Genomic DNA, 22,670 nt, shown 5'->3' on the forward strand with positions numbered 1-22,670 from the left:
TCATCAATCGTTTTCGGTGGTGGCACTCCCTTCATGCCTGCATGCCCTACACTCCATCTATTGCAATGGGCGTGCCAGGTCTGTGTCATAGTGCCAAATATCTGCTTAAGCTATTGATTTAAATAGAAAAATAAAGAAATAAGCGGAAATTCACAAGATCAACTCCCTGAGTACATTTCCTATATAATTATCCAAATAGATAAATATTTATCCAAATAATGAAGAAGAAAAAAGTCGTCATCGGTTTTATAGGCACACAACTCGATAGTGGCCGTGGCAGTGGTCGCTGGGAAAAATGGCGTCCTACGGTTGCGCTAACTCAGCATGAAGACATCGTCATTGACCGTATTGATTTGCTGCATAGCGGCCACCATGAGCCCTTGCTCGCGCAATTGGAAAAGGACATCGCTGATACTTCGCCAGAGACCAAAGTACGTTCACATCAGCTGGAAATAAAAGATCCCTGGGATTTTGAAGACGTGTATGGCTGCCTGTTTGACTTTGCCAGGTCCTACCCTTTCGATACCGACAAAGAAGAATACTGGGTGCACATCACCACAGGCACCCACGTCGCACAGATTTGCCTGTTCCTGATGACAGAAGCCAATTACCTGCCCGGCAAGCTCTTGCAGACTTCACCGCCACGGCGGCAGACCAAGGCCAATTTTGGTGAGATGACCATCATTGACCTGGATCTGTCGCGCTATGACCAGATTGCACAGCGCTTTAGCCGTGAGCAGGAAGAAGGTGTAGCATTTCTGAAATCTGGCATTGCCACTCGCAATGCGCGCTTTAATACCATGATCGATGAGATAGAACGGGTCGCCATCAAGTCCAAGGCAGCCATCCTGTTGATGGGGCCGACTGGTGCGGGCAAGTCTTTCCTGGCAAGGCGTATATTTGAATTGAAAAAAGCCAGGCACAGGCTGGAGGGCAAGTTTGTCGAAGTTAACTGCGCTACCCTGCGTGGTGATGGAGCAGGCTCTACCCTGTTTGGCCATATCAAGGGTTCGTTCACTGGTGCCATGTCTGACCGTCCCGGTTTGCTGAGGACAGCACACAAGGGCTTGCTGTTTCTTGATGAAATTGGTGAGCTGGGCCTGGATGAGCAAGCCATGCTACTCAAGGCGGTGGAAGAAAAACGTTTCTTCCCGGTGGGTGGCGACCATGAAGTGCAAAGCGATTTCCAGCTGGTGGCGGGTACCAACCGCGATCTGGGCAAAGAAGTGGCGGCAGGCCGCTTTCGCGAAGACTTGTATGCGCGTATCAATCTATGGTCATATGAATTGCCTGGCCTGAGTGGCCGGGTTGAAGACATTGCGCCAAATATCGATTACCTGCTGTCGCAATACAGTGCCGAGAACGGGCAGATGGTGCGCTTCAATAAAGAAGCGAAAGACAGCTATATGGAATTTGCCACATCTGCCCAAGCGGTGTGGGCTGGCAATTTTCGTGATTTGTCAGCGTCAGTCACACGCATGGCAACGCTGGCCGATGCCGGGCGCATCAATGACCAGAATGCAGGTGAAGAAATCAAGCGCCTGCAACGCCTGTGGTCACATGCACATGAAGGCGATAGTTGGAGTCATGAGCTGGATTTGCATGACTACCTGGATGCAGAACAGGTCGCGCAGCTGGATTTATTCGATGCGGTGCAATTGCAGGCCGTGCTGGCAATCTGTGTGCGCTCTAAAAACATGTCGGAAGCTGGCCGTAAATTGTTTGCCGCTTCACGCAGCAATAAAGCCAACCCGAATGATGCAGACAGGCTCAAAAAATATCTCAACAAGTTTGGCTTGCAGTGGGATGCCCTGCATAAGAATGGATGACCGAAGCAAGTTTCAGTTATGCCGCTCTATGATGACGTAACCGTTTTCTGCCGCACAAAACTGGCTGAAGCCCCTGCGGCTCAGCATCTTCATCATGTTTGACCCTGTCTTGCAGGCGGCGAACAGGCGACGGTTTTTAAAATGCATGCAAAAGAAATCGGTCATGGCACCACCTATGCCCAGGCCACGGTATTCATCTGCGACCACCATGGCATGCAACTCACGCTCTGACCCTTGCTGGCCATCGACACCGTACAGCATGAAGAAACCAGCCATGCGGCCATTGATGATGGACACCCAAAATTCAACCGGCACTTTTTGCTGGCCGCCAGCCCAGATATGTCTGACGGTCTGGCCCTCAACGATGCCTTGGCGGAAGGCAGTAGCCAAGGTGCGTTGCAAGACTGCATTCGAAATATCTTCGGACAAATCACCGTTCTGCGCCCCATTCACGGCCAGGTGTACGATGCCATCAGCATCATCTGGTAAAGCGCGGCGTATGCTGGCTCTGTGACGTCTTTGCTGACGCATGAGCCTGATGTTTGCACGCAAGTATTGGGCATATTTCAGCAAGCGCTGATGCATGCTATTGACGGTAATCACCAGCACCGCAATCAAACCATACAGCAAAATACTCTGGGCAATATCGAATGCCAGCAGCATCAGGCTACCGGACTGAAACACCTGGCTAAAAACCTGGGCTCTTGCCAGGCTGGACAATACCACCAAAAAAACCGTCATACGCCGCGATAACAAAGCAGCACTCATCGCTACCGGAAAAATATAAAACGGCGCATAAAAACTATACGGCCCGGTGAACTCGTCAAGGCAATACAGCAGTGACTCAAGCAAAAGCAGGCCGCAAAAGACCCAGCGTGCATCAAGCTTGAGCAGTCTATTTCTGGCGGTAGTGAATAATACGGGGGAAAACATCGGTGCTATATCCAATTTTCAACCAGCGCGATAGTCTGCCAAACGTCTCAAATAAGCAAGTATTTTATTGTCAAAGTAGTCTCAATTTGTTACCAGTTATTTCTACTCAAAAATACAAGTATTTTTCTTCCTGCAAGATACTCTGAGGAAAATCAGATAGAATCCTGCCCTTTCCCATAATGCTGTACTTCCATGCAGTATTTCATCGTGTCAACCGCCCCAGGCTTGGGGCGCTTAAATAAGAAGTAATTGATTTGGCTCACCTCAGGATAGCCCGCATCCGGCATCAGCTTGCATATACATGTTAAAAAAACTCGCCAAACTTAGTCCTTTGCTCTTCTTTGCACTGGTCAGCCTTTCCTTTGTTGATCTTTCTTTTTTTGACCATCCTTTTTTCAACTCTCTCCATTTTCCAACGCAGAGTACGGGTGATTTCTCCGCTTGCCGCCAGTTCTTTGCCAAAGGCCATATACCGGCCATGCGCGCTACTACCGACATGCGACCGCGCGCCCTGTGTTTCTCGGCATTTGCAGTCATGCATTCTGGCAAGAGCCATACTCCCATCTATGTAGCAGAAAGACTGAATCGCCAGATCATCTACAAAGCCAGGGAAAACGAGCGCAGTGACCAGTTCTATGCCGATGCCAGACTACCCCGCGCAGAAAGGGCTGAACTGGATGACTACAAGGGTTCTGGCTATGACCGTGGACATATGGCACCGGCTGCCGACATGGCAGACAGCACCGCGATGGCGCAAAGCTTTTCGCTGGCGAATATGGTGCCGCAAGCGCCAGTGAACAACCGCAAGACCTGGGCCGCCATAGAAAAAACCACGCGCCAGTATGTGTTGCGGGCATCAGGTGACGTATATGTGATTACTGGGCCGGTTTACGACTCGCGACCAGCGACAATTGGAAACAATAAGATTTGGGTGCCCAGATATCTGTTCAAACTTGTTTATGACCCCGCAACTGGTCGCGCCTGGGCCTATTGGGTAGAAAATACAGACGAGGCACATGCCAGCAAACCCATAAGCTATAAGGAGTTGGTCAATAAAACGGGGATACAGTTCCTGTCCATGCCGGAAAGTGATGACAGCTAGCAAGTCCTGAGATTCATTGTATGGAAAACAGCAGAAAAGCGCTTTATTTTGTCCTACTTGCAAAAAACTGTAATAAACTTTGTCGCTTAATGAAAAGATAAGTAGCCTGTTTTCTTCAGTTTTCCTGTTTTGGGTCGCAGATACCGGCCCTGCCCTTTATTAAAGGAAAAACCCATGAATCTCGTAGAACGCGCGAAAAACATCACCTTGACGCCAAAAACAGAATGGCCCGTCATCGCTGCTGAAACCACCAGCACGGCAGACATCTTCAAGAACTACGTCGCCCCTCTGGCTGCCATCCCTGCTGTTTGCAGTTTTATCGGCATGAGTATTATCGGATTCAGCGTCCCCTTGCTGGGTAGTATGAAGCTGCCCATCCTCGCCGGCATTACAGCGATGGTGATGAGCTTTGTATTTGCCCTGGTCGGTGTTTATCTGATATCGCTGATCATTGATGCCCTGGCACCCCAATTCGGCGCGGAAAAAAATCCCGCACAAGCATTGAAGGTAGCAGCGTATTCTTTCACTCCTGCATGGCTGGCGGGCGTACTTTCGCTGTTGCCAGCACTGAGCTTGCTCAGTTTGTTCGCTGGCGCCTACGGCATTTACCTGATGTATCTAGGTCTTCCTGTGCTGATGAAAGCTCCCCAGGACAAGGCCGGGCCCTACACTGCCGTGTCTATCGTATGCTCCATCGTATTAATGGTCGTGTTTAACATGGTCATTGGCGCAGTTGGTGGCAGCGCGATGTATGGGGCAGCCAATATGCAGGCCTCACACACCTCTGTTGCAACCAGCGGTGCGCTGGGTGAGCTCGAAAAAATGGGTCAGAAAATGGAAGAGGCCAACAAGAAGATGGAAGCCGCTAAAAAATCTGGCGACCCTCAGGCTGAAATGAAAGCCGCAACTGAGGCCATAGGTGTGGCACTGGGTGCCGGCAGCCAGGCAGAAGTCGTCGATAAGGACAAACTGAAAGCCCTGTTCCCTGAAACCATAGGCAATTTGAAGCGCAACAGCCTGGAAGGTGAAAAATCTGCTATGGGTGAATTTAAAGTCTCCAAGGCAGAAGCACGCTACGGTGATGAAAACAATCATCAGATCAGAATGACGATCACTGATACCGGTGGCAGCAAGATATTTGGCACCATGTTTGCCTGGGGCATGATAGAGCAGGACAAGGAAACCGATACTGGCTATGAAAAGATGGGCAAGGTCAATGGCCGCCCTACCCATGAGAGATTCCAGAAGGACGGCCCATCGGGCGAATACAGCCTGCTGATCGCTGGTCGCTTTATGGTAGAAGCCCATGGCGACAATGTCGATATGGCGACCATCAAGACTGCTTCGGCAGCGGTAGGTTACGACAAGCTGGAAGCAATGAAGAATGAGGGTGTGAAACAGTAAGGACAATGCATGGCCCCGTTCTGTCCTTCGTCATTCACCTTTCGTCGTTTCACAGAATCTCTGCACCACCCAGTCATCATCATTGATAGCCGTCACGCATAAAGTACGGCTATCACTCTCCCCGGTTTTACTCCTTGGTTTCACTTCCCCGTCCTCAATTCCGCTGAATAGACCTGTTGCATGCATCTTGCTGATGCATAACAGGCGACAACGCGTCAGCTCTATTTCTTCATAAGTCAAAAAAACGACATTTGTGCGGCACCGCACCGATGTAAAAGCAACAGCACCTTAGTCTGGCATGCAGGATTTATTCACGTGATATGCGCTTCATATGTGCTTCATATGCATGAAAAATCATTGTGACATCCCGGCTTAACAAACAAATTTTCGTTTTCACCCAACTTTGAAAGAAATATTTATGAATAATCTGAAAGCTATCCCTGCCGCCCTGGTCTGCCTGTTTTGCGCAAACATCGCCATGGCTGAAGACTACAATCCATCCTGGTATATCGGTGGCAGCATCCATGCAGCAGAAACAGATGAAACCTTTGGCGCGGGTAACCGCGGCTATGGCGTTGGTGTGCGCCTCGGTAAGCCACTGTCAGAAAACTGGGATGCGCAAATCAATACCAACTACACGCGCGCAACTGACAATGGCAGACGCTATCAACAAAATGCCTTGGGCGTTGATGTGCTGTATCTGTTTTCGCGTCAGGCATTCCGCCCTTATCTGGTCGTTGGTATCGCTGCAAACCGCGACAGAAGCAATGGTGGTCTGAAGGCAGGTGACAGCACAGCCCCGGCAGCCAGCGCAGGTCTCGGTGCCCAGTTTTCGCTGAATGACCAATGGTCTGCACAGGTAGAATGGCGCAAAGTGCATGGCTACCTGCACAATAATGATTTTGGATTCAGCCAGGCCAGCAATTCCCATCTCTCATTTGGCCTCAACTATGCCTTTGACAAACCGAAGGCCGCAGTACGAACTGCCAGCTATACACCGCCACCAGCGCCAGCACCTGAGCCAGTAGTTGTACAAGCTCCACCAGCACCAGTTCCTCCGCCCGCACCGGTCTATCAAAAGTTCACCTTGTCTGCGACAGAATTATTTGCCTTTGATAGTGCCACTCTGAACTTGCCGCAACCTAAACTGGATGACATCGCCTCTGCGCTGAATGCCAATCCGCAAATCAACCAGGTTGTCATTACCGGTTATGCAGACCGTATAGGTTCAGCAAAATATAATTTGAACCTGTCCGAGAAACGTGCGAATTCCGTGAAGACGTATTTGAACGACAAAGGCGTTGCGCCACAAAGGCTGAATGCTGTAGGCAAAGGTGAAAGCAACCCCGTCGTTGTTTGCAATAACAAAAAACGTACAGACCTGATCGCTTGTCTGGAACCGAACCGCCGCGTAGAGATTGAGCAATTTACGGTTGAACAGCGCGTCAAATAAAACCGCAAGTAGCAAGCAAGTAACAAGCAGGTAATAAACCGGGAGCCATGGTTCCCGGTTTATTTTTATCCTGGCAAATAAAAAAACGCTGTCAATTTTCATTGACAGCGTTTTTTCATGCGGAAGAAGAAACTTATTTCAAGCGCATGTCATTTTTCACAGAACGCACGCCTTTCACATTACGCGCTATGGATACGGCTTTCTCAATATTGGCAGTCGAAGTCACGAAGCCGCTGAGCTGCACAGTGCCTTTGAATGTTTCTACATTGATTTCCATGGATTTCAATGTAGGCTCATTGAAAATTTCTGCCTTGACCTTGGTTGTAATGACAGAGTCATCAACATATTCTCCAGTCCCCTCTTTCGTGGATGTGGAAGCGCAGCCAGCGATTACCAACAAGGAGCCGACAAATACCATAGTCATCATGCGTTGAGCGATTTTCATTTTCTACTTTCAGGGTTTACTTCAAATGAGCACAAAGCCGGCTGGTACGCGGCGCGCACCAGCCGGCTTTGTGTTGAAACGGACTTACTTACCGTATTTCGATTTTGCTGCAGCAACGCAGTTGTCTTTGCCTTGACCAGACAAAGCGTCGCATTTTTCTGCGGCGACTTTGTATTCAGCATTGACTTTGTCTTCATTTGCATCGACGCGGGCATCGACGACTTTTTTGTCAGCCTTGGCATTTGACACGGCGGCTACTTTATTCGACTTGGCTTGTTTGATACAAACGTCCTTGTCATTGCCAGTCATGCTACCGCATTTGGCTTTTTCTACATCGTAGTCAGCATCAGCGATATCTTTTCTGGCGCTGGTTTGCGCAGCTACCGTATTTTTATATTCTGCCTTGGCATTTGCTTCGGTGTGAACACGGGCTGCCTTTGCCTCGGCCAGGCAAACATCTTTAGGATTGCCGGTTATGGCATCACATTTAGCTTTCGCCACTTTGTACTCGGTACTGGCAGCTTCTTTGGCCGCTGTGTAGTTTGCGGATTTTTGGTCTGCAGCAAAACAGGCAGCGCTAGTCAGGGTGGCGGTACAAGCCAGCATCAGGGCAAATTTCTTATTCATAATATTTTCCTTTTAAGTGTGAATTTCAAATATGCAGCAGATGAGCTATCTGCCATCAACAATTGCAACGTCGGAAAAGTCCGATGCCTGATTGTGATATCAACAGGTTCACATTTCTGTTCGGTATCGAACATTACTAAAGAAATATTTATTTCTCATGAAGATGCATTTCTGCAGGAATTTTTTTCAGAGTGTGCCAGCGCACAGAAGTCATAAGAAGGTAGGTGTACATTGATCATGCCACACAGATGAAACCTTTCTTGTGACTCTTAACATGAGCTGCCAATTACCAGGGAAACAGACATCATGATCACGATCAATGACACTCAAGCACTGAATATGAAAAACACTGGAGGTCAATTCACGCCTCCACTGCCAGAACACCTGTATGCAAGACGTAGTGACTTCAAAAAGAAAACAGGGGAAGCGCGTATTAGCACTGGCACCAGTATAGGTATCGCAGTCGGCTTTGTACTGGGCATGATCAATGCAGCACTTGCTGTCATGATTTCTCCGTTTTTTGTTCCTGGCCTGCATGTTCTGGTCACTGATCCTGCGACAGCAGCGCTTGCGGGTGGCGCACTGGGCTCGGCGGTGGGCGCGGTCATGGGGTTTTTGCTGGAATGGTGCATTAGCAGCACAAAATTCGAACAACTGGAAACCGATCTTGTGTCCACATCACACATGGATCAGTCCTGATTACTGCAGATGGTGCTGTAAATATTTTTTTTAGGTCGCGGATGCGGACTTGGTTCTACTAATAATTACAAACAATAACTTTACTAACAATAAGAGGCTGCCAAATGATCACCATACTATTAGTCATACTTATCCTCGCCCTGGTTGGCGCGCTTCCTACCTGGCCCCATAGCCGTTCCTGGGGTTATTGGCCCAGTGGTACTACCGGGCTTATCGTGCTTATTCTCGTTATATTGCTTCTGACTGGCCGTTTGTAAATTGCTTGTAAATTATTTATAAATTTATAAAACTTATTTTCATTTCAAAGGAGTCATCATGAAAACCAATAAACAACAGCTGATGAAAGGCATACTTTTTGCACTGATCAGTGGTGCAATGCTGAGTCCAGCACTTGCTGCCGATACTGATGCAACAGCGATCTCCCAACGTGGTGATCCTGAGCGCTGGTTCCAGGAAGAAATGACGCCTATAGCTTATTTCAAAACTCTGAAAAAAGAAGCAGAGGCCGTCTATCAATTGTCAGTCGCTGAATGCAGGCGCGCAGAACGCAGCCAGCAAAGTGCTTGCGTGCGTGAAGCCAAGGCGACCATGCAACAAGATATGGCCGATGCTTACAGGAAATCGGGCATACGTGCCCGCTAACAGCAGCGAGCTCATGCGCACTCAAAAGCAATCATAGATAGCCGGGGAAGGAAAAGCAAAACCTCTCCGGCTACGCTCATTTGAGAATCTGAGCGTCTGAGCATTTGCACTTCAGCAAACCCATATCATGCTTCAATCTTGCCAGAGCAGTAAGGACCGCATATGAAAGTCAAGCGTAAGGCCAGACGCGTTCTGGCAACAAGTACTGCAAGCATTGCCACCGTTCTCATGTTCAATGCCTGCAGTACACTGCCAGAGATCAATTATCTGGAGCCTGCGCTTGACCAGCCACAAAAAACTGCCTCAGCCAAACCGACGATCAACAATGCCAAAGGTGAGTTAAGCACCTCCAGGGCCCAGGCACTGATGCGGCAACGCTGGAAAAATTCTGGTACCGGGCTGGCGAACATGCAGGCTTTGGCCGCATTGGAAGAAGCCGTCACCGGTAGCCCGCTGATTGCTGGCAACCAGGTTACTTTGTTATTTGACGGCCCGCAAACCATGGCAGCCATGATGGCAGCGATACGGCAAGCGAAAGACCACATCAATCTGGAAACCTATATCTTTGACCAGGATGAGCTTGGCCTGGAATTTGCCAAACTGCTGATAGAAAAGCAGCAGGCCGGTGTGCAGGTGAATATTATCTATGACAGCGTAGGCACTATAGGTACGCCGCAAAAATTCTTCGATGACATGAAAGCCGCTGGCATACAACTGCTGGCGTTCAACCCCATCAACCCCACCAAGTTGCAAGGCCCATGGTCACCGAACCGGCGCGATCACAGGAAAATCCTGATCGTCGATGGCGAAGTCGCTTTCACAGGCGGTGTCAACATCAGTGCCACTTATGCGAATAGCTCGCTATTTCGCTCCAAATCGCAAAACCCTGATAAAGTGGGCTGGCGTGACACCCATATCCAGGTGACCGGCCCAGCGGTTGCGGCCTTGCAGTGGATATTTCTTGATACCTGGCTCAGTGTCGATGATAAATCACCGGCAGACAAATTGTATTTCCCTGCCTTGAAAAACCAGGGCAACAAGATGGTGCGTGTACTTGCCAGTGAACCTGACAGCAACCCGGCTATCTACAAGGCCTATTTGCTGGCGATACAGGAAGCAAAGGACAGTATCCACATCACGTCCGCCTATTTCGTGCCAGACGCACAGATATTAAAAGCATTGATTGCCGCCGCCAAGCGCGGTGTCGATGTCAAGATCATCATGCCTGGCGTGACTGACAGCGGCCTGGTGTTCCATGCGGGTCAGTCCTTCTACAATGACATGCTGGCAGGCGGGATCAAAGTGTATCAATTGAATGTCTCGGTGCTGCATGCCAAAACCGCTGTGATCGACCAGGTCTGGTCAACAGTAGGCTCCACCAATATAGATACGCGTAGTTTTTTGCATAATAAAGAAGTGAATGTCGTCGTCATCGATACTGAATTTGCAATAGCGATGGAAAATGCCTTCAAGGAAGACTTGCGTTTATCAACTGAGGTCACCCTGGAAACCTGGCAACAGCGCCCACAAATGAACAAACTAAAGGAATGGCTGGCCAGGCGGTTTGAATACTGGCTGTAATTGCGCAGAGTGTTGATTCTTGATATCGGTTCCCTGACAGCTGACTCATTGCAACGATAGAAATAAAACAGGTGTGCGCTTGATAAAAGCGCGCACCTGTTTTTTATGGTGCAGGAGAAATTCAGAAAATTAATTTACATCTTGCCACACAGCGAAAAACATTATTTTTTCTTGTCAGATTCAGGTATCTTTGCCACTTTCTGCGGGGTGATTGAAACTGCCACTGGGTCACTGGCTGGGAAACTTTCATCCAGCGCTTCATCCAGATCATCTTCCTTCTTGTTGATGTCTTTCTTATTCTCTTCTGGTTCAGGTTTAACGGGTACAGGCTTTTCGTTCAATTCATTTGTCATGATATTTTTCTCACATGGATAAAGTAAAACTTCCCCACACCGATGAAGAATGCGGGGAAGTGTGAAGCGATAAAAACATGTCAAAGGACTGACTAGTTTTTAACTTTCAGGTTGTTGATCACGCTTTGCACACCAGAGACGCTTTTTGCCACTTCAATGGCATGCGTTGCCTGCAATTCACTATCGACAAAACCACTCAGTTGCACTTCACCTTTGCGGGTAACTACGGCGACGTCCATACTTTTCATCTGTGCATCCTGCAGCATGGCTGTTTTGATACCTGCAGTAATAACGCTGTCATCTATCTTGTTGCCAACGGTTTGCGTGCCCTGCTTCAAAACGAGTTTGTTATCGACCTTTTTGACGCCCTGCACGGCTAAAGCCACAGCAACACTGTGGTCAATCTGTGCCTGATTATCAGCAAAGCCACTCAGTAAAACTTCGCCCTTGCGAGTTTCAATTTTTACGTCGGCGCCTTTGACGATATCATCAGACATCAGCGCCGTTTTGACTTTGGTGGTAATGACAGAATCATCAATCTCGACACCTATGGTAGTAGAGGCATTTGATCCGGCAGTATCAGGGCCTTTATTGCAACCCGCCAGTACCAGCAAAGAGGCAGATAAAACCGGCAGGATAAATTTTTTGTATCGAGGATGTAATCGATTAGATAAATAGCTCATCATTATTCCTTTCTCTTTTTAGACTCTATATTGAGCCTCGGGTAATTAGCGTTGACCAATATTGCCGTTGGCATCAGACAAAACGATTTCAACGCGGCGGTTCAATTGACGGTTTTGTGCAGTGTCATTTTCTACTGCTGGATAGCTTTCGCCATAACCTTTGGTCAGCACGCGGTCACGGGATACACCCATCAACACCAATGCGCTACGCACAGCAGCAGCACGGCGTTCAGACAAATCCTGATTGTGAGCCTGGCTACCGGTATTGTCGGTAAAACCTTCAATCAGTACAGTTCTTTGCGGATTGTTTTGCAAGACTGTGGCGAGTTTTTGCACAGTACGCATACCATCAGGGGTCAATTTAGCTTGGTCTACACCAAACAATACGTCACCCAGCGTGATGATGATGCCGCGCACAGTCACTTTGGTTTGCAATTCAGCGAGTTGTGATTCCAGGGCGGCATTGCGGTTTTGCATTTCCAGTGCCTTGGCCTGTTCTTCCTGCGCCTTGCGCTGGGCTTCGCTGGCTTCACCCTGGGCTATTTGTGCAGCCAGACGGGCCTGGTCAGCTTGTGCCTTGGCCTGGTCAGCTTGCATTTTTGCTCTGTCAGCCTCGTTGGTACGTTGCTCCAGACGGATCTGGTCACGCGCTTTGGCAGCATCAGCAACGGCAGCCTCTGCCTGTTTCTGTTTGGTCAGTTCCTGAGCCACGCCTATTTTTTGTTTTGCGATATAGGCCAGGCGGTCAATTTTATCTGTGCTTTCATTTTCTTTGGCGGCCCTGTTGGCTTCGTTCATGGCGATGTCAGCCTGGCGCATTTCCAGAGGTGCCAAGGTCAGCACATTGGGATTATTTTGTGCGGCCTGATAATCCATGCGCGCCTGATCCAGCATGCTGGTGGTTTTTGGTGCGGTGCTGCAAGCGGAGAGCAGCATGGCGGTCATCAAAATGATGGGGGCGAATATTTTCTTGTTCATGATGTGTCCTTAAAAATGTAATGGCAAGTTCCAGGAATCTTGGAAAGCCTTGCTGATAATTTGTATTTGCTTATTTTTTGCTGATTTTTATTGCTTGTTTTATTGCGTGTTTTTATTGCTTATTGTTTGCGCGTTGCAGCTCTTCGCGCAAGACGCGGATATCGTCTTGCAGCGCGTTGGCAGCTTTCTCTGCTTTTGCAGAGTTAGCCTTGGCTTGTGCCAGCTTTGCATCGGCCTGCGCCTGAGTTGCCAGGTCACTGGCGAGCTTATAGTCTTTGTCTTGCATGGCTTTATTTGCCAATGCCATTTTTTGGCGGGCAGAAGTCATCTCTGCCGGCGCGAATTCACTGGCGCCTGCACTTGCAGCGTTATCAACGGCTTCTTTAGACACGGCTACTTCTGCCGTCGCCGGTGTTTTCATGCTGCTAGCGCAACCCATCATCACGACCATGCTTGCGCTGCATACTGCCAAAAGACCAGTTTTCAAGTTTTTGTTCATTTTTATTCTCCAGTAGATAAGTATCCGTGCTCTTGCAAACCCCATTTAAGTCACATTTATTGTGATCTTCGCCGTCTTTATACCGCCCGCAGTCAAACGGGGTCTGTTCGCTGCCGCACACTGTCAAATCTTTGTCAAATCACACCTGAGAAAGGATAGAGAATCGATAGCTTGGTATGTATGTACGCTAGCGAACTTACATAGTGCGGCGCTTGTTTTACTATCAAGTTATCGCCGCCCTGCTCATCTGAATTATCTGGATCATTTGAATCCGTTTTTGCGTTCTGGCGCAGTTCATATGCAAAAGCTGACCAGGGGTGTGGCAAAGGATGACCAATCACTACGGTCACTGGCAAATCCCAATAAAAGAAAGAAGTGTGCGATTTGAAATCAGCTAAAGATATGCTGTCGTCCAGCCTCCATCAGCTTAAAAACGTCTGGAAACATGGTCAGTTGCGCTTGCAGACTTATGTCTCCCAGTCCGGGGCCGAATTACCCTTGCGTGCCGATTTGTACAGTGCCCTGCAAATGGAACAGCATGGCCGCATACTGGCAAACAGCCATAAGCTCAGCACTGTTTTTGGGCAAGATCAACTCCTGGCCCGTCTGGCTGATAATCAGGATGTGATCATGAATGCATGTACCTTGCTGACAGAAGCCATCAAGGAAGGCAGACCCGTCACCCCTGCCGCTGCATGGCTGCTGGATAATTACTATCTGATTGAAGAACAGATACGCACGGCAAAACGTCATTTACCCAAGAATTACAGCAAGGAGTTGCCACGTCTGTTGCGCGGCAATTCAGCCGGGCGCCCTCGCGTGTATGACATTGCGCTGGAAACCATTTCGCATGGCGACGGCAGGGTAGACCCTGAAAACCTGAGCCGCTTCATCAGCGCCTATCAATTGGTATCGGTATTAAAACTCGGTGAACTGTGGGCCATTCCCATCATGCTGCGTCTGGCATTGATAGAAAATTTGCGCCGGGTGGCCACCAATCTGACAACCACCCACAATAACCGCAACCTCGCTGCCAAATGGGCAGAGGAAATGACTGAGACTGCCGAGAAAGACCCCAGCAATCTGATCTTGCTGGTGGCCGACATGTCACGTTCAAAACCGCCTTTGGACAGCTCTTTCGTTGCCGAAATGATGCGCAGGCTGCAAGGTCAGGGTCCAGCTCTTGCCCTGCCTTTGAACTGGTTGTCGCAACGCCTGGCAGAAACCGGCGACACCATAGAACATCTGGTACACCTGGATTCGCAACATCAGGCGGCTGACCAGATTTCCATCAGCAACAGCATAGGCAGCTTGCGTTTGTTGACGTCCATGGACTGGCGTGATTTTGTCGAAAGCATGAGCGTGGTAGATCGTTGCCTGCGTGAAGATCCCGCAGCCATCTATACTCGTATGGATTTTTCCACACGCGATCTTTACCGCCATGCGGTAGAGAAAATTGCCAAAGGCAGCGGTTTTTCAGAAGCCGATGTCGCCCACAATGCCTTGCGTTTCGCCCGGGAGGCAGCCAACAAATATGGTCAGGATGCACGCAGTGCCCATATAGGTTATTTCCTGATCGGTAAAGGCCGGGTTGAACTTGAGCGCTCTACGGCAATGCAACATGCCTTACCGGAATCGATCAAACACGCTATCCGTGATTCTGCCCTGAGTATTTATCTGGGCAGCATAGTCATCATCAGCCTGGCGACCACCGGCTTGCTGCTGAAACAGGTCAGGTATGCTGATGTCAATCCCTACTTGCTGGCTGGCTTCATCGCTGCCAGCCTGATTGCCAGCAGCCAATTTGCGCTGTCCATGGTTAATTGGCTGGCTACCTTTGTTGCTCTGCCACGGCCTTTGCCACGCATGGATTTTTCCAAAGGCATACCGCTGGAAGCAAGTACCCTGGTAGTAGTGCCAACGATGCTGTTCAATGTGCAGAATATTGATGCTTTGTCAGAAGCCATGGAAGTACGCTTTCTCGCCAATAGCGATGCCAATCTGCGTTTTTGCCTGTTGACTGATTTTCCTGATGCAGCGACTGAGACCCTGGAAACAGATGAAGGGCTGCTGGACCATATCAGCAATATCACAGAGGCACTTAACACGAAATATCCGCGTCCAGATGGCGACCACTTCATCATCATGCACAGGCCACGGGTCTGGAATGCACAAGAGAAAATTTGGATGGCGTATGAGCGCAAGCGAGGCAAACTCGCCGCGCTGAACAGCTACTTGCGCGGCACGGGCGCTGATGCTTTCATGCGTATCATTGGCAATACCGCTGGTCTGGAGAACATGAAGTATGTGATTACCCTGGATACGGATACGGAATTACCACGCGATGCGGCGCGTAAATTCGTGGCAACCATGGCCCACCCGCTGAACCGTGCCTATTATGATGACAAGCTGCACAGGGTTACAGACGGTTATGGAATTCTGCAACCGCGTGTCGCAGTCAGCCTGCCCGCCAGCGACGCTTCTTATTATGAATTGCTGTGTGGTGGTGAAGCTGGTATTGACCCTTATACACGCAGCGTGTCAGATGTGTATCAAGATGTCTTTGATGAAGGCTCATTCATAGGCAAGGGCATCTACGATATCGATGTATTTGAGCATGCCCTCAAAGATCGCATGCCAGAAAACCGCATCCTCAGCCATGATTTGCTGGAAGGCTGCTATGCCCGTGCAGGCCTGCTGAGTGATGTGCAGTTGTATGAAGAATATCCATCAAGCTATCTGGCTGATATACGTCGTCGCCATCGCTGGATACGGGGTGACTGGCAGATCGCGTCCTGGTTATTACCCAAAGTACCAGGCCCCAAGGATGAAGTTACTGGCAAACCCATCAAGCGCGCCAATTCCTTGTCTTCACTATCGCACTGGAAGCTGTTCGACAACCTAAGGCGCAGCTTGGTGCCGCTGGCGCTTGTCGCCTTCCTCGTTATCGCCTGGAGCGGTTTGCCGCATGCCTGGTTATGGTCGGCGGCAGCCCTTGGTTTTTTACTGATACCTGCTGCCAGTGGATTCGTATTTAACCTGACCCAAAAGCCTGACGATGTTTTCTTCCGTCAGCATCTGCTGTCATTGCTGCGTTCCAGTACCCAGCATTTTATTCATGCCTCACTGAGTTTGGTATTTCTGCCCTACGAAGCCTGGATCAATCTCGATGCCATTTTGCGTACGCAATGGCGTGTATTGATTTCGCATAGGCGTTTGCTGGAATGGAACCCTTCTACCATCAGCAATCATCAGTTCAAGAATACTGTATGGAATAATATCCGCAGCATGTGGATAGCGCCGGTATTTTCTGTTGCCGTATTTTTCTTCCTGGACTATGTCAATCCAGTTGCCTTGCGTGCAGCAGCACCGATCTTGTTGCTGTGGCTTATCTCGCCCGTCATTGCTTATCTGATGAGCCGTGAAAAGCAGCAGCGCGTGTCTCAATTAAGCACGGAACAAACAGAGTTTTTGCAGGCGACCGCACGAAAAACCTGGCTGTTTTTTGAAACCTATGTCGGGCCCGAAGACAACTGGCTGCCACCTGACAATGTACAGTTCCAGCCTGTCAGCGTAACGGCTCACCGCACTTCACCAACCAATATAGGTTTGTCGCTGCTGGCCAATCTGGTGGCCTATGATTTTGGCTACATCCCTGCAGGTCAGCTATTGCAGCGTACGCAAGATACGTTTGCCAGCCTGAGCAAGATGGAACGTCACCAGGATCATTTCTATAACTGGTACGACACCAAGACGCTACAACCGCTGCAACCCCTGTATATTTCAACAGTAGATAGCGGCAACCTGGCCGGTCATTTGCTGACCCTGCGCCCTGGCCTGGCAGGTTTGACAGATGCGCCAATCTGCCAGCCGCGTTTGTTTGGCGGCTTGCACGATACTTACCTTATATTGCGCAACACCGTTGGTGAGCACGCCGCAGGCAGGCTGGCAGAGTTTAAAACTGATCTTGATGTGCTGTGCCTGAGCGCACCAACTTCACTGATCGTCATTTATGACTGCCTGAAACGCCTGACATATCATGCTGACAGTTATCTGGCCAGTCAGACCGTGGTGGCTGATAATCAATCGCATGTGTGGGCAAGTGCGCTAAGCAGACAAACCCATGCACAACTCGATGAGCTGGTCTATCTGGCACCTTGGCTGACACTGCCAGAGCCGGGTAGTTGGCTGCAAGCTTTTCCACAGCTTGATGCGATTCCAACTTTAAAAATATTGGCGCAATTGGGTTATTCACATAACTCACCAAGGGACGACAGCTTGTCGCTCGATCAGCCCAATCTGGCGGGAAACAAAAATCCTACTTTGGCAGCAATGCTGACAACGGCCAGCAAACGCGCCACAGACCGCATACAGCAAATCGGACAACTGGTGCAGCAAACTGGCGAATTTGCCAGGATGGAATATGAGTTCCTGTACGATGCCAACACTCACTTGCTGACCATAGGCTATAACGTCAATGAACGCCGGCGCGATGTTGCCTGCTATGATTTGCTGGCATCTGAAGCACGCCTGGCCACCTTTGTGGCTATTGCGCAAGGCCAGATTCCACAAGAGAGCTGGTTTGCACTGGGCCGCCAACTGACGATTGCAGGTGGAGAGCCTATCCTGTTGTCCTGGAGCGGCTCGATGTTTGAGTATCTGATGCCTTTGCTGGTCATGCCGAACTTCCAGAATACCTTGCTGGAGCAGACTTACCGTTCGGTCGTGCAGCGCCAGATAGAATATGGTGAACAACGTAATGTGCCCTGGGGTATTTCTGAATCAGGCTATAACACTTTTGATGCGCAATTGAATTATCAATACCGCGCCTTTGGTGTACCTGGCCTGGGTTTTAAACGCGGGCTGGGTGATGATCTCGTCATTGCACCATATGCGTCGATGATGGCATTGATGGTAGAACCCGAGAAAGCCTGCAGCAATCTCGAGCAGCTGGCTTCACTGGGCTTTGAAGGTGTCTATGGCTTCTTTGAGGCGATAGACTATACGCCTTCACGCCTGCCTCGTGGACAGACACATGCCTTGATACGTTCATTCATGGTTCATCACCAGGGCATGGGCTTTTTGTCTCTGGCTTACCTGTTGCTCGACAAGCCTTTGCAAAAACGCTTTGAATCCGACCCCCTGTTCCAGGCCACCATGTCGCTGCTGCATGAGCGCGTGCCCAAGGCCACCGCCGTGTATTCCAACACGACAGAGCTGGCAGACATACGCAGCGCCAGCGCCGGACAGGAAACACCTTTGCGGGTACTGCACCATGTCAATACCCGCACGCCGGAAGTGCAGTTGCTGTCGAATGGCCGTTACCATGTCATGATCAGCAGTGTTGGCGGCAGTTATAGCCGCTGGAACGATCTTGCCATCACCCGTTGGAATGAAGACAGCACCCGCGACCACTGGGGTACTTTCTGTTATGTGCGCGACACCAGCAACGGCAAATATTGGTCCACTGCATTTCAGCCTTGCCTGGTGCCTTCTGCCAGCTATGAAGTGATTTTCTCTGAGGGCCGGGCAGAATTCCGCCGCAGTGACAATAATCTCGATATGCATACCGAAATCGTCGTTTCGCCTGAAGATGATATCGAATTGCGCCGTACCCGCATTACCAACCGTTCGCGCCATCGCCGCACAATAGACTTCACCAGCTATGCAGAAGTCGTGCTCGCGCCTGCAGCGGCAGATGCCATGCACCCGGCCTTCAGCAAACTGTTTGTACAGACTGAAATCCTGCATGACCAGCATGCGATAGTCTGTACCCGCCGCCCTCGTTCCATGGACGAGAAAATACCAAGCATGTTCCACCTGATATCACTGCATGGTGCTACGGCAGATAATGTCTCTTATGAAACTGACAGGGCGCAATTCATAGGCCGAGGCAATACGCTGGAAGCACCTGCAGCCATGCGCGTAGAGCGTCTGTCAGACAGCCAAGGCTCGGTACTTGATCCAGTAGTTGCCATACGCTATCAAATTACGCTAGAACCAGAACAGATTGCCACCTTTGATGTTGTCACTGGCGTCGCAGAAAACCGTGACCTGTGCCTGGCGCTGATCGATAAATACCAGGATCAGCATCTGGCAGACCGCGTCATAGGCCTGTCATGGACACATAGCCAGATTGTCTTGCGTCAGTTGAATATCAGCGAAGCCGATGCACAGCTGTATGGCCGCATGGCAAACTCCGTCATCTACATGAACCCTTTGCTGCGTGCCGATGCGAGTGTGTTGAGCCGCAACCACCGCGGTCAGTCGGGCTTATGGGGCTATGCCATTTCTGGTGATTTGCCTATCGTGCTGTTGCAGATCAACCAGCAAGAGCATATAGAGCTGGTGCGCCAACTGGTGCAGGCCCACGCCTACTGGCGTTCCAAAGGGCTGGCTGTGGATCTGGTAATCTGGAATGAAGACCATGCCACTTACCGCCAGGCCTTGCAGGAACAGATCATGGGCATGATTTCGTCTGTCATTGGTACCCACGCCATAGAAAGGCCGGGTGGTATCTTTGTCCGCATGGCGGAACAGATTTCAGTCGAAGACAAAATCCTGTTCCAGGCAGTTGCCAGGGTGATACTGAATGATCACCGCGGCAGCCTGATGGAGCAACTGAGCCGGCGTGATGTACTGGATTTGCGCGTGCCCAAGCTCTTGCCTTCGCGCCAAGTGTATTCACAATCTGGATATCAGTCTCTGACCAACAAGTCAGGCGATAACAGGAATAACGGAAACCTGCCAGAAAAACTGCAAAGCTTTAATGGCATAGGTGGTTTTTCTGAGAATGGCCGTGAATACGTCATCACCACGCGGGAGGGTCAAGTCACACCTGCACCATGGGTCAACGTACTGGCGAATCCACAATTTGGCACAGTCATTTCTGAAAGTGGGCAAGCTTACACCTGGGGTGAAAATGCCCATGAATTCCGCCTGACGCCCTGGAATAATGATCCTGTCAGCGACAGCAGTGGTGAAGCTTTCTACATTCGCGATGAAGATACCGGTGCCTACTGGTCACCTACTGCCCTGCCCTGCCGCGGCAGCGGTGACTATGTCACCCGCCATGGTTTCGGCTATAGCGTGTTCACTCATGAGGAACAGGGCATACGAAGCGAATTGACGGTCTTTGTCTCCATGGACACGGCGGCCAAATATTCCATACTGCGCGTCACCAATGTCTCTGAAGAACAAAGGAAATTGTCCGCCACAGGTTATGTGGAATGGGTGCTGGGTGATCTGCGTCCTAAATCACTGATGCATATCGCAACAGAAATTGATCCGGCCAGCGGCTGTGTGCTGGCACGCAACCCCTACAATACCGAGTTCCCGGGCCGCAGGGCATTTTTTGACCTGGATGGCGGCAACCGCAGTGTAACTGGTGACCGTAATGAATTTATAGGCCGCAATGGCAGCCTGCAAAAACCGGCGGCGCTGGAAAGACAAAGATTGTCTGGCAAAACCGGGGCCGGTCTTGACCCATGTGCAGCAATCCAGCAGGAATTTGAATTAAGCCCCGGGCAGGAAAAACGACTGGTATTTGTGCTGGGTACGGTCATGACCGATCACACCAATGTCACGCAATTCATACAGCAACACCGTGGTATTGCGGCGGCAGAACAGGCACTCAATAAAGTGCATGATTACTGGCGCGATACTCTGGGTGTAGTACAGGTGAATACGCCTGACCAGGAATTGAACCTGCTTGCCAACGGCTGGTTGCTGTATCAAACCATCGCCTGCCGTCTGTGGGCACGTAGCGGTTACTATCAATCTGGCGGTGCATTTGGCTTCCGTGATCAGTTGCAGGACAGTATGGCACTGGTACACACCCGGCAAACGCTGGCACGCGAACAATTGCTGTTGTCGGCTGCCCATCAATTCGTCGAGGGTGATGTACAGCACTGGTGGCATCCACCGATAGGCCGTGGTGTGCGTACGCATTGTTCTGATGACTATCTGTGGCTGCCTCTGGCAGTGGCGCGTTATGTCAACAGCAGCGGTGACATTGGGATTCTGGATGAAGAGTTGCACTATCTCGAAGGCCGTCTAGTCAACCAGGAAGAAGATTCCTATTACGACTTGCCTGGCAGGTCACCACACACTGGCAGTCTGTATCAGCATTGCGTCAAGGCCATAGAAAATGGCTTGCGCTTTGGCAGTCATGGCTTGCCTCTGATTGGTTCCTGTGACTGGAATGATGGCATGGATAAAGTCGGTCATCTGGGCAAGGGGGAAAGCGTCTGGCTGGCTTTCTTCCTGCATCAGGTGCTGACAAAATTCTCTGCGATTGCACTGGCTCGCAATGACAATGAATTCTCCAGCCGCTGTCTTGAGCAGGCACGTCAGCTAGCAAAAAACATTGACGACAATGCCTGGGATGGCGCCTGGTACAGACGCGCCTATTTTGATGATGGCGGTGCACTGGGTTCGGCACAAAATGCAGAATGCCAGATAGACTCGATCTCGCAAAGCTGGGCGATATTGTCCGGGGCAACAAATCCGCAAAGGGCGCACCAGGCCATGCAGTCTCTGGATAAACGCCTGATGCGGCGCGACAAGCAGATCATACAGTTGCTGGATCCTGCCTTTGATTGCTCGGGACAAAACCCCGGCTATATTCGTGGTTATGTGCCTGGTGTACGTGAAAACGGCGGGCAATATACCCATGCAGCAATCTGGACCGGCATGGCATTTGCAAAAATGGGAGATGCAGCCCGTGCTTGGGAAGCATTTGACATGATCAATCCTATCCACCATGGCAATTCGCCAGAGTCGGTTGCCCGCTACAAGGTGGAACCTTATGTCATCTGTGCCGACGTGTATGCAGTAGCACCGCATACTGGCCGTGGTGGCTGGAGCTGGTACACAGGATCAGCTGGCTGGATGTATACTTTCATGATGGAATCTTTGCTGGGATTAAAACGTGAAGGCAAGCACCTGAGCCTGACGCCCTGCGTCCCGGAAGGATGGACCAACTTCAGCCTGCGTTATCAGCATCTGAGCAGCACCTACCTGATCACGGTCAAACTCAGGGATGTCGCTTACGGACAAAGCCTGCTGTTTATCGATGAAGTCGCCATGGGAGATTTGTTGATACCTCTGCTGGATGATCAGCGTGAACATACTGTCGAGCTTAATTATGTAAAGCCGGTTCAGCAATGATCTGATAACGTCTTGAGAAGAATTACTCAATCAGTAATTTGCTTATTCCAGAGCTGATCATCAAATTGAAAACCCGCCATCGCAACAGCAATGGCGGGTTTTTTATGAGCAGTGCGCAAGCTTCCCTTAAATCCTGCGGCCTCGCTAATTGAGTGTCCGCAGTCATTTCAAAACTTGCCCGACTCCGTAGGAGCGGCTTTAGCCGCGAACATCTGGGGCGGTATTGAGGATTCGCGGCTGAAGCCGCTCCTACAGAGCAAGGGCCTACGAT

16 protein-coding genes are annotated in these 22,670 nt (G+C 50.1%); 9 read left to right on the forward strand and 7 right to left on the reverse strand.

Annotation, left to right across the window (positions count from 1 at the left end):
- Positions 1-218 precede the first annotated feature (218 nt).
- Positions 219-1,829: an RNA repair transcriptional activator RtcR gene (gene rtcR, locus ACO0LL_RS04025; protein ID WP_422949592.1), complete on the forward strand. Its 1,611-nt coding sequence runs from the start codon at positions 219-221 to the stop codon at positions 1,827-1,829.
- 12 nt (positions 1,830-1,841) lie between these two features.
- Here rtcR and ACO0LL_RS04030 read toward each other — a convergent pair whose 3' ends face one another.
- Positions 1,842-2,762, reverse strand: a complete 921-nt coding sequence (locus ACO0LL_RS04030) for a GNAT family N-acetyltransferase (protein WP_422949593.1) — start codon at positions 2,760-2,762, stop codon at positions 1,842-1,844.
- Positions 2,763-3,063: 301 nt separating this feature from the next.
- On the opposite strand from ACO0LL_RS04030, the gene ACO0LL_RS04035 reads away from it, so the two are divergent.
- From ACO0LL_RS04035 to ACO0LL_RS04045, 3 genes are all read left to right on the forward strand, one after another.
- Positions 3,064-3,864, forward strand: coding sequence for a DNA/RNA non-specific endonuclease (locus ACO0LL_RS04035; RefSeq protein ID WP_422949594.1), 801 nt, complete (start codon positions 3,064-3,066; stop codon positions 3,862-3,864).
- A gap of 174 nt (positions 3,865-4,038) precedes the next feature.
- Entirely contained in the window at positions 4,039-5,268 is a 1,230-nt protein-coding gene (locus tag ACO0LL_RS04040; protein WP_422949595.1) for a Yip1 family protein, read from the forward strand.
- 418 nt (positions 5,269-5,686) lie between these two features.
- A complete protein-coding gene (locus ACO0LL_RS04045) occupies positions 5,687-6,721 on the forward strand; it encodes an OmpA family protein (RefSeq protein ID WP_422949596.1) in 1,035 nt (344 codons plus the stop codon).
- A gap of 133 nt (positions 6,722-6,854) precedes the next feature.
- On the opposite strand, the gene ACO0LL_RS04050 is transcribed toward ACO0LL_RS04045, so the two are convergent.
- Together ACO0LL_RS04050 and ACO0LL_RS04055 are read right to left on the reverse strand one after the other, a co-directional pair.
- On the reverse strand, positions 6,855-7,166 hold the full coding sequence (locus ACO0LL_RS04050) for a BON domain-containing protein (protein WP_422949597.1): 312 nt from the start codon (positions 7,164-7,166) through the stop codon (positions 6,855-6,857).
- Between the two features lie 84 nt (positions 7,167-7,250).
- A complete protein-coding gene (locus tag ACO0LL_RS04055) occupies positions 7,251-7,793 on the reverse strand; it encodes a hypothetical protein (RefSeq protein WP_422949598.1) in 543 nt (180 codons plus the stop codon).
- A gap of 306 nt (positions 7,794-8,099) precedes the next feature.
- On the opposite strand from ACO0LL_RS04055, the gene ACO0LL_RS04060 reads away from it, so the two are divergent.
- The 4 genes from ACO0LL_RS04060 to cls all read left to right on the forward strand — a co-directional run bounded on the left by ACO0LL_RS04060 (position 8,100) and on the right by cls (position 10,715).
- Positions 8,100-8,492 (forward strand): hypothetical protein, encoded by a 393-nt coding sequence (locus tag ACO0LL_RS04060; protein ID WP_422949599.1) that lies wholly within the window; start codon positions 8,100-8,102, stop codon positions 8,490-8,492.
- Positions 8,493-8,596: 104 nt separating this feature from the next.
- Positions 8,597-8,749, forward strand: a complete 153-nt coding sequence (locus tag ACO0LL_RS04065; RefSeq protein WP_422949600.1) for a DUF3309 family protein — start codon at positions 8,597-8,599, stop codon at positions 8,747-8,749.
- A 58-nt stretch (positions 8,750-8,807) separates the two neighbouring features.
- Positions 8,808-9,134, forward strand: coding sequence for a hypothetical protein (locus tag ACO0LL_RS04070; RefSeq protein ID WP_422949601.1), 327 nt, complete (start codon positions 8,808-8,810; stop codon positions 9,132-9,134).
- A 162-nt stretch (positions 9,135-9,296) separates the two neighbouring features.
- Entirely contained in the window at positions 9,297-10,715 is a 1,419-nt protein-coding gene (cls, locus tag ACO0LL_RS04075) for a cardiolipin synthase (RefSeq protein ID WP_422949602.1), read from the forward strand.
- Between the two features lie 161 nt (positions 10,716-10,876).
- On the opposite strand, the gene ACO0LL_RS04080 is transcribed toward cls, so the two are convergent.
- The 4 genes from ACO0LL_RS04080 to ACO0LL_RS04095 all read right to left on the reverse strand — a co-directional run bounded on the left by ACO0LL_RS04080 (position 10,877) and on the right by ACO0LL_RS04095 (position 13,228).
- Positions 10,877-11,068: a hypothetical protein gene (locus ACO0LL_RS04080; RefSeq protein ID WP_422949603.1), complete on the reverse strand. Its 192-nt coding sequence runs from the start codon at positions 11,066-11,068 to the stop codon at positions 10,877-10,879.
- A gap of 92 nt (positions 11,069-11,160) precedes the next feature.
- Positions 11,161-11,751 carry a BON domain-containing protein gene (locus ACO0LL_RS04085; protein WP_422949604.1) on the reverse strand — a complete coding sequence of 197 codons (591 nt, stop codon included), beginning with the start codon at positions 11,749-11,751 and terminating at the stop codon, positions 11,161-11,163.
- Positions 11,752-11,796: 45 nt separating this feature from the next.
- Positions 11,797-12,729 carry an OmpA family protein gene (locus tag ACO0LL_RS04090; protein ID WP_422949605.1) on the reverse strand — a complete coding sequence of 311 codons (933 nt, stop codon included), beginning with the start codon at positions 12,727-12,729 and terminating at the stop codon, positions 11,797-11,799.
- A 112-nt stretch (positions 12,730-12,841) separates the two neighbouring features.
- On the reverse strand, positions 12,842-13,228 hold the full coding sequence (locus ACO0LL_RS04095) for a DUF4398 domain-containing protein (protein ID WP_422949606.1): 387 nt from the start codon (positions 13,226-13,228) through the stop codon (positions 12,842-12,844).
- 384 nt (positions 13,229-13,612) lie between these two features.
- Between ACO0LL_RS04095 and ACO0LL_RS04100 the strand changes: the two genes are divergently transcribed.
- Positions 13,613-22,399: a GH36-type glycosyl hydrolase domain-containing protein gene (locus tag ACO0LL_RS04100; RefSeq protein WP_422949607.1), complete on the forward strand. Its 8,787-nt coding sequence runs from the start codon at positions 13,613-13,615 to the stop codon at positions 22,397-22,399.
- Positions 22,400-22,670: the final 271 nt, after the last annotated feature.

Origin of the sequence: Undibacterium sp. TC4M20W (assembly GCF_049340245.1) — a bacterium.
Lineage (GTDB): Bacteria > Pseudomonadota > Gammaproteobacteria > Burkholderiales > Burkholderiaceae_D > Undibacterium.

Coding starts and splice junctions, on each gene's coding strand:
- rtcR (WP_422949592.1), top strand. CDS start 219: ATGAAGAAGAAAAAAGTCGTCATCGGTTTTATAGGCACACAACTCGAT.
- ACO0LL_RS04030 (WP_422949593.1), bottom strand. CDS start 2,762: ATGTTTTCCCCCGTATTATTCACTACCGCCAGAAATAGACTGCTCAAG.
- ACO0LL_RS04035 (WP_422949594.1), top strand. CDS start 3,064: ATGTTAAAAAAACTCGCCAAACTTAGTCCTTTGCTCTTCTTTGCACTG.
- ACO0LL_RS04040 (WP_422949595.1), top strand. CDS start 4,039: ATGAATCTCGTAGAACGCGCGAAAAACATCACCTTGACGCCAAAAACA.
- ACO0LL_RS04045 (WP_422949596.1), top strand. CDS start 5,687: ATGAATAATCTGAAAGCTATCCCTGCCGCCCTGGTCTGCCTGTTTTGC.
- ACO0LL_RS04050 (WP_422949597.1), bottom strand. CDS start 7,166: ATGAAAATCGCTCAACGCATGATGACTATGGTATTTGTCGGCTCCTTG.
- ACO0LL_RS04055 (WP_422949598.1), bottom strand. CDS start 7,793: ATGAATAAGAAATTTGCCCTGATGCTGGCTTGTACCGCCACCCTGACT.
- ACO0LL_RS04060 (WP_422949599.1), top strand. CDS start 8,100: ATGATCACGATCAATGACACTCAAGCACTGAATATGAAAAACACTGGA.
- ACO0LL_RS04065 (WP_422949600.1), top strand. CDS start 8,597: ATGATCACCATACTATTAGTCATACTTATCCTCGCCCTGGTTGGCGCG.
- ACO0LL_RS04070 (WP_422949601.1), top strand. CDS start 8,808: ATGAAAACCAATAAACAACAGCTGATGAAAGGCATACTTTTTGCACTG.
- cls (WP_422949602.1), top strand. CDS start 9,297: ATGAAAGTCAAGCGTAAGGCCAGACGCGTTCTGGCAACAAGTACTGCA.
- ACO0LL_RS04080 (WP_422949603.1), bottom strand. CDS start 11,068: ATGACAAATGAATTGAACGAAAAGCCTGTACCCGTTAAACCTGAACCA.
- ACO0LL_RS04085 (WP_422949604.1), bottom strand. CDS start 11,751: ATGAGCTATTTATCTAATCGATTACATCCTCGATACAAAAAATTTATC.
- ACO0LL_RS04090 (WP_422949605.1), bottom strand. CDS start 12,729: ATGAACAAGAAAATATTCGCCCCCATCATTTTGATGACCGCCATGCTG.
- ACO0LL_RS04095 (WP_422949606.1), bottom strand. CDS start 13,228: ATGAACAAAAACTTGAAAACTGGTCTTTTGGCAGTATGCAGCGCAAGC.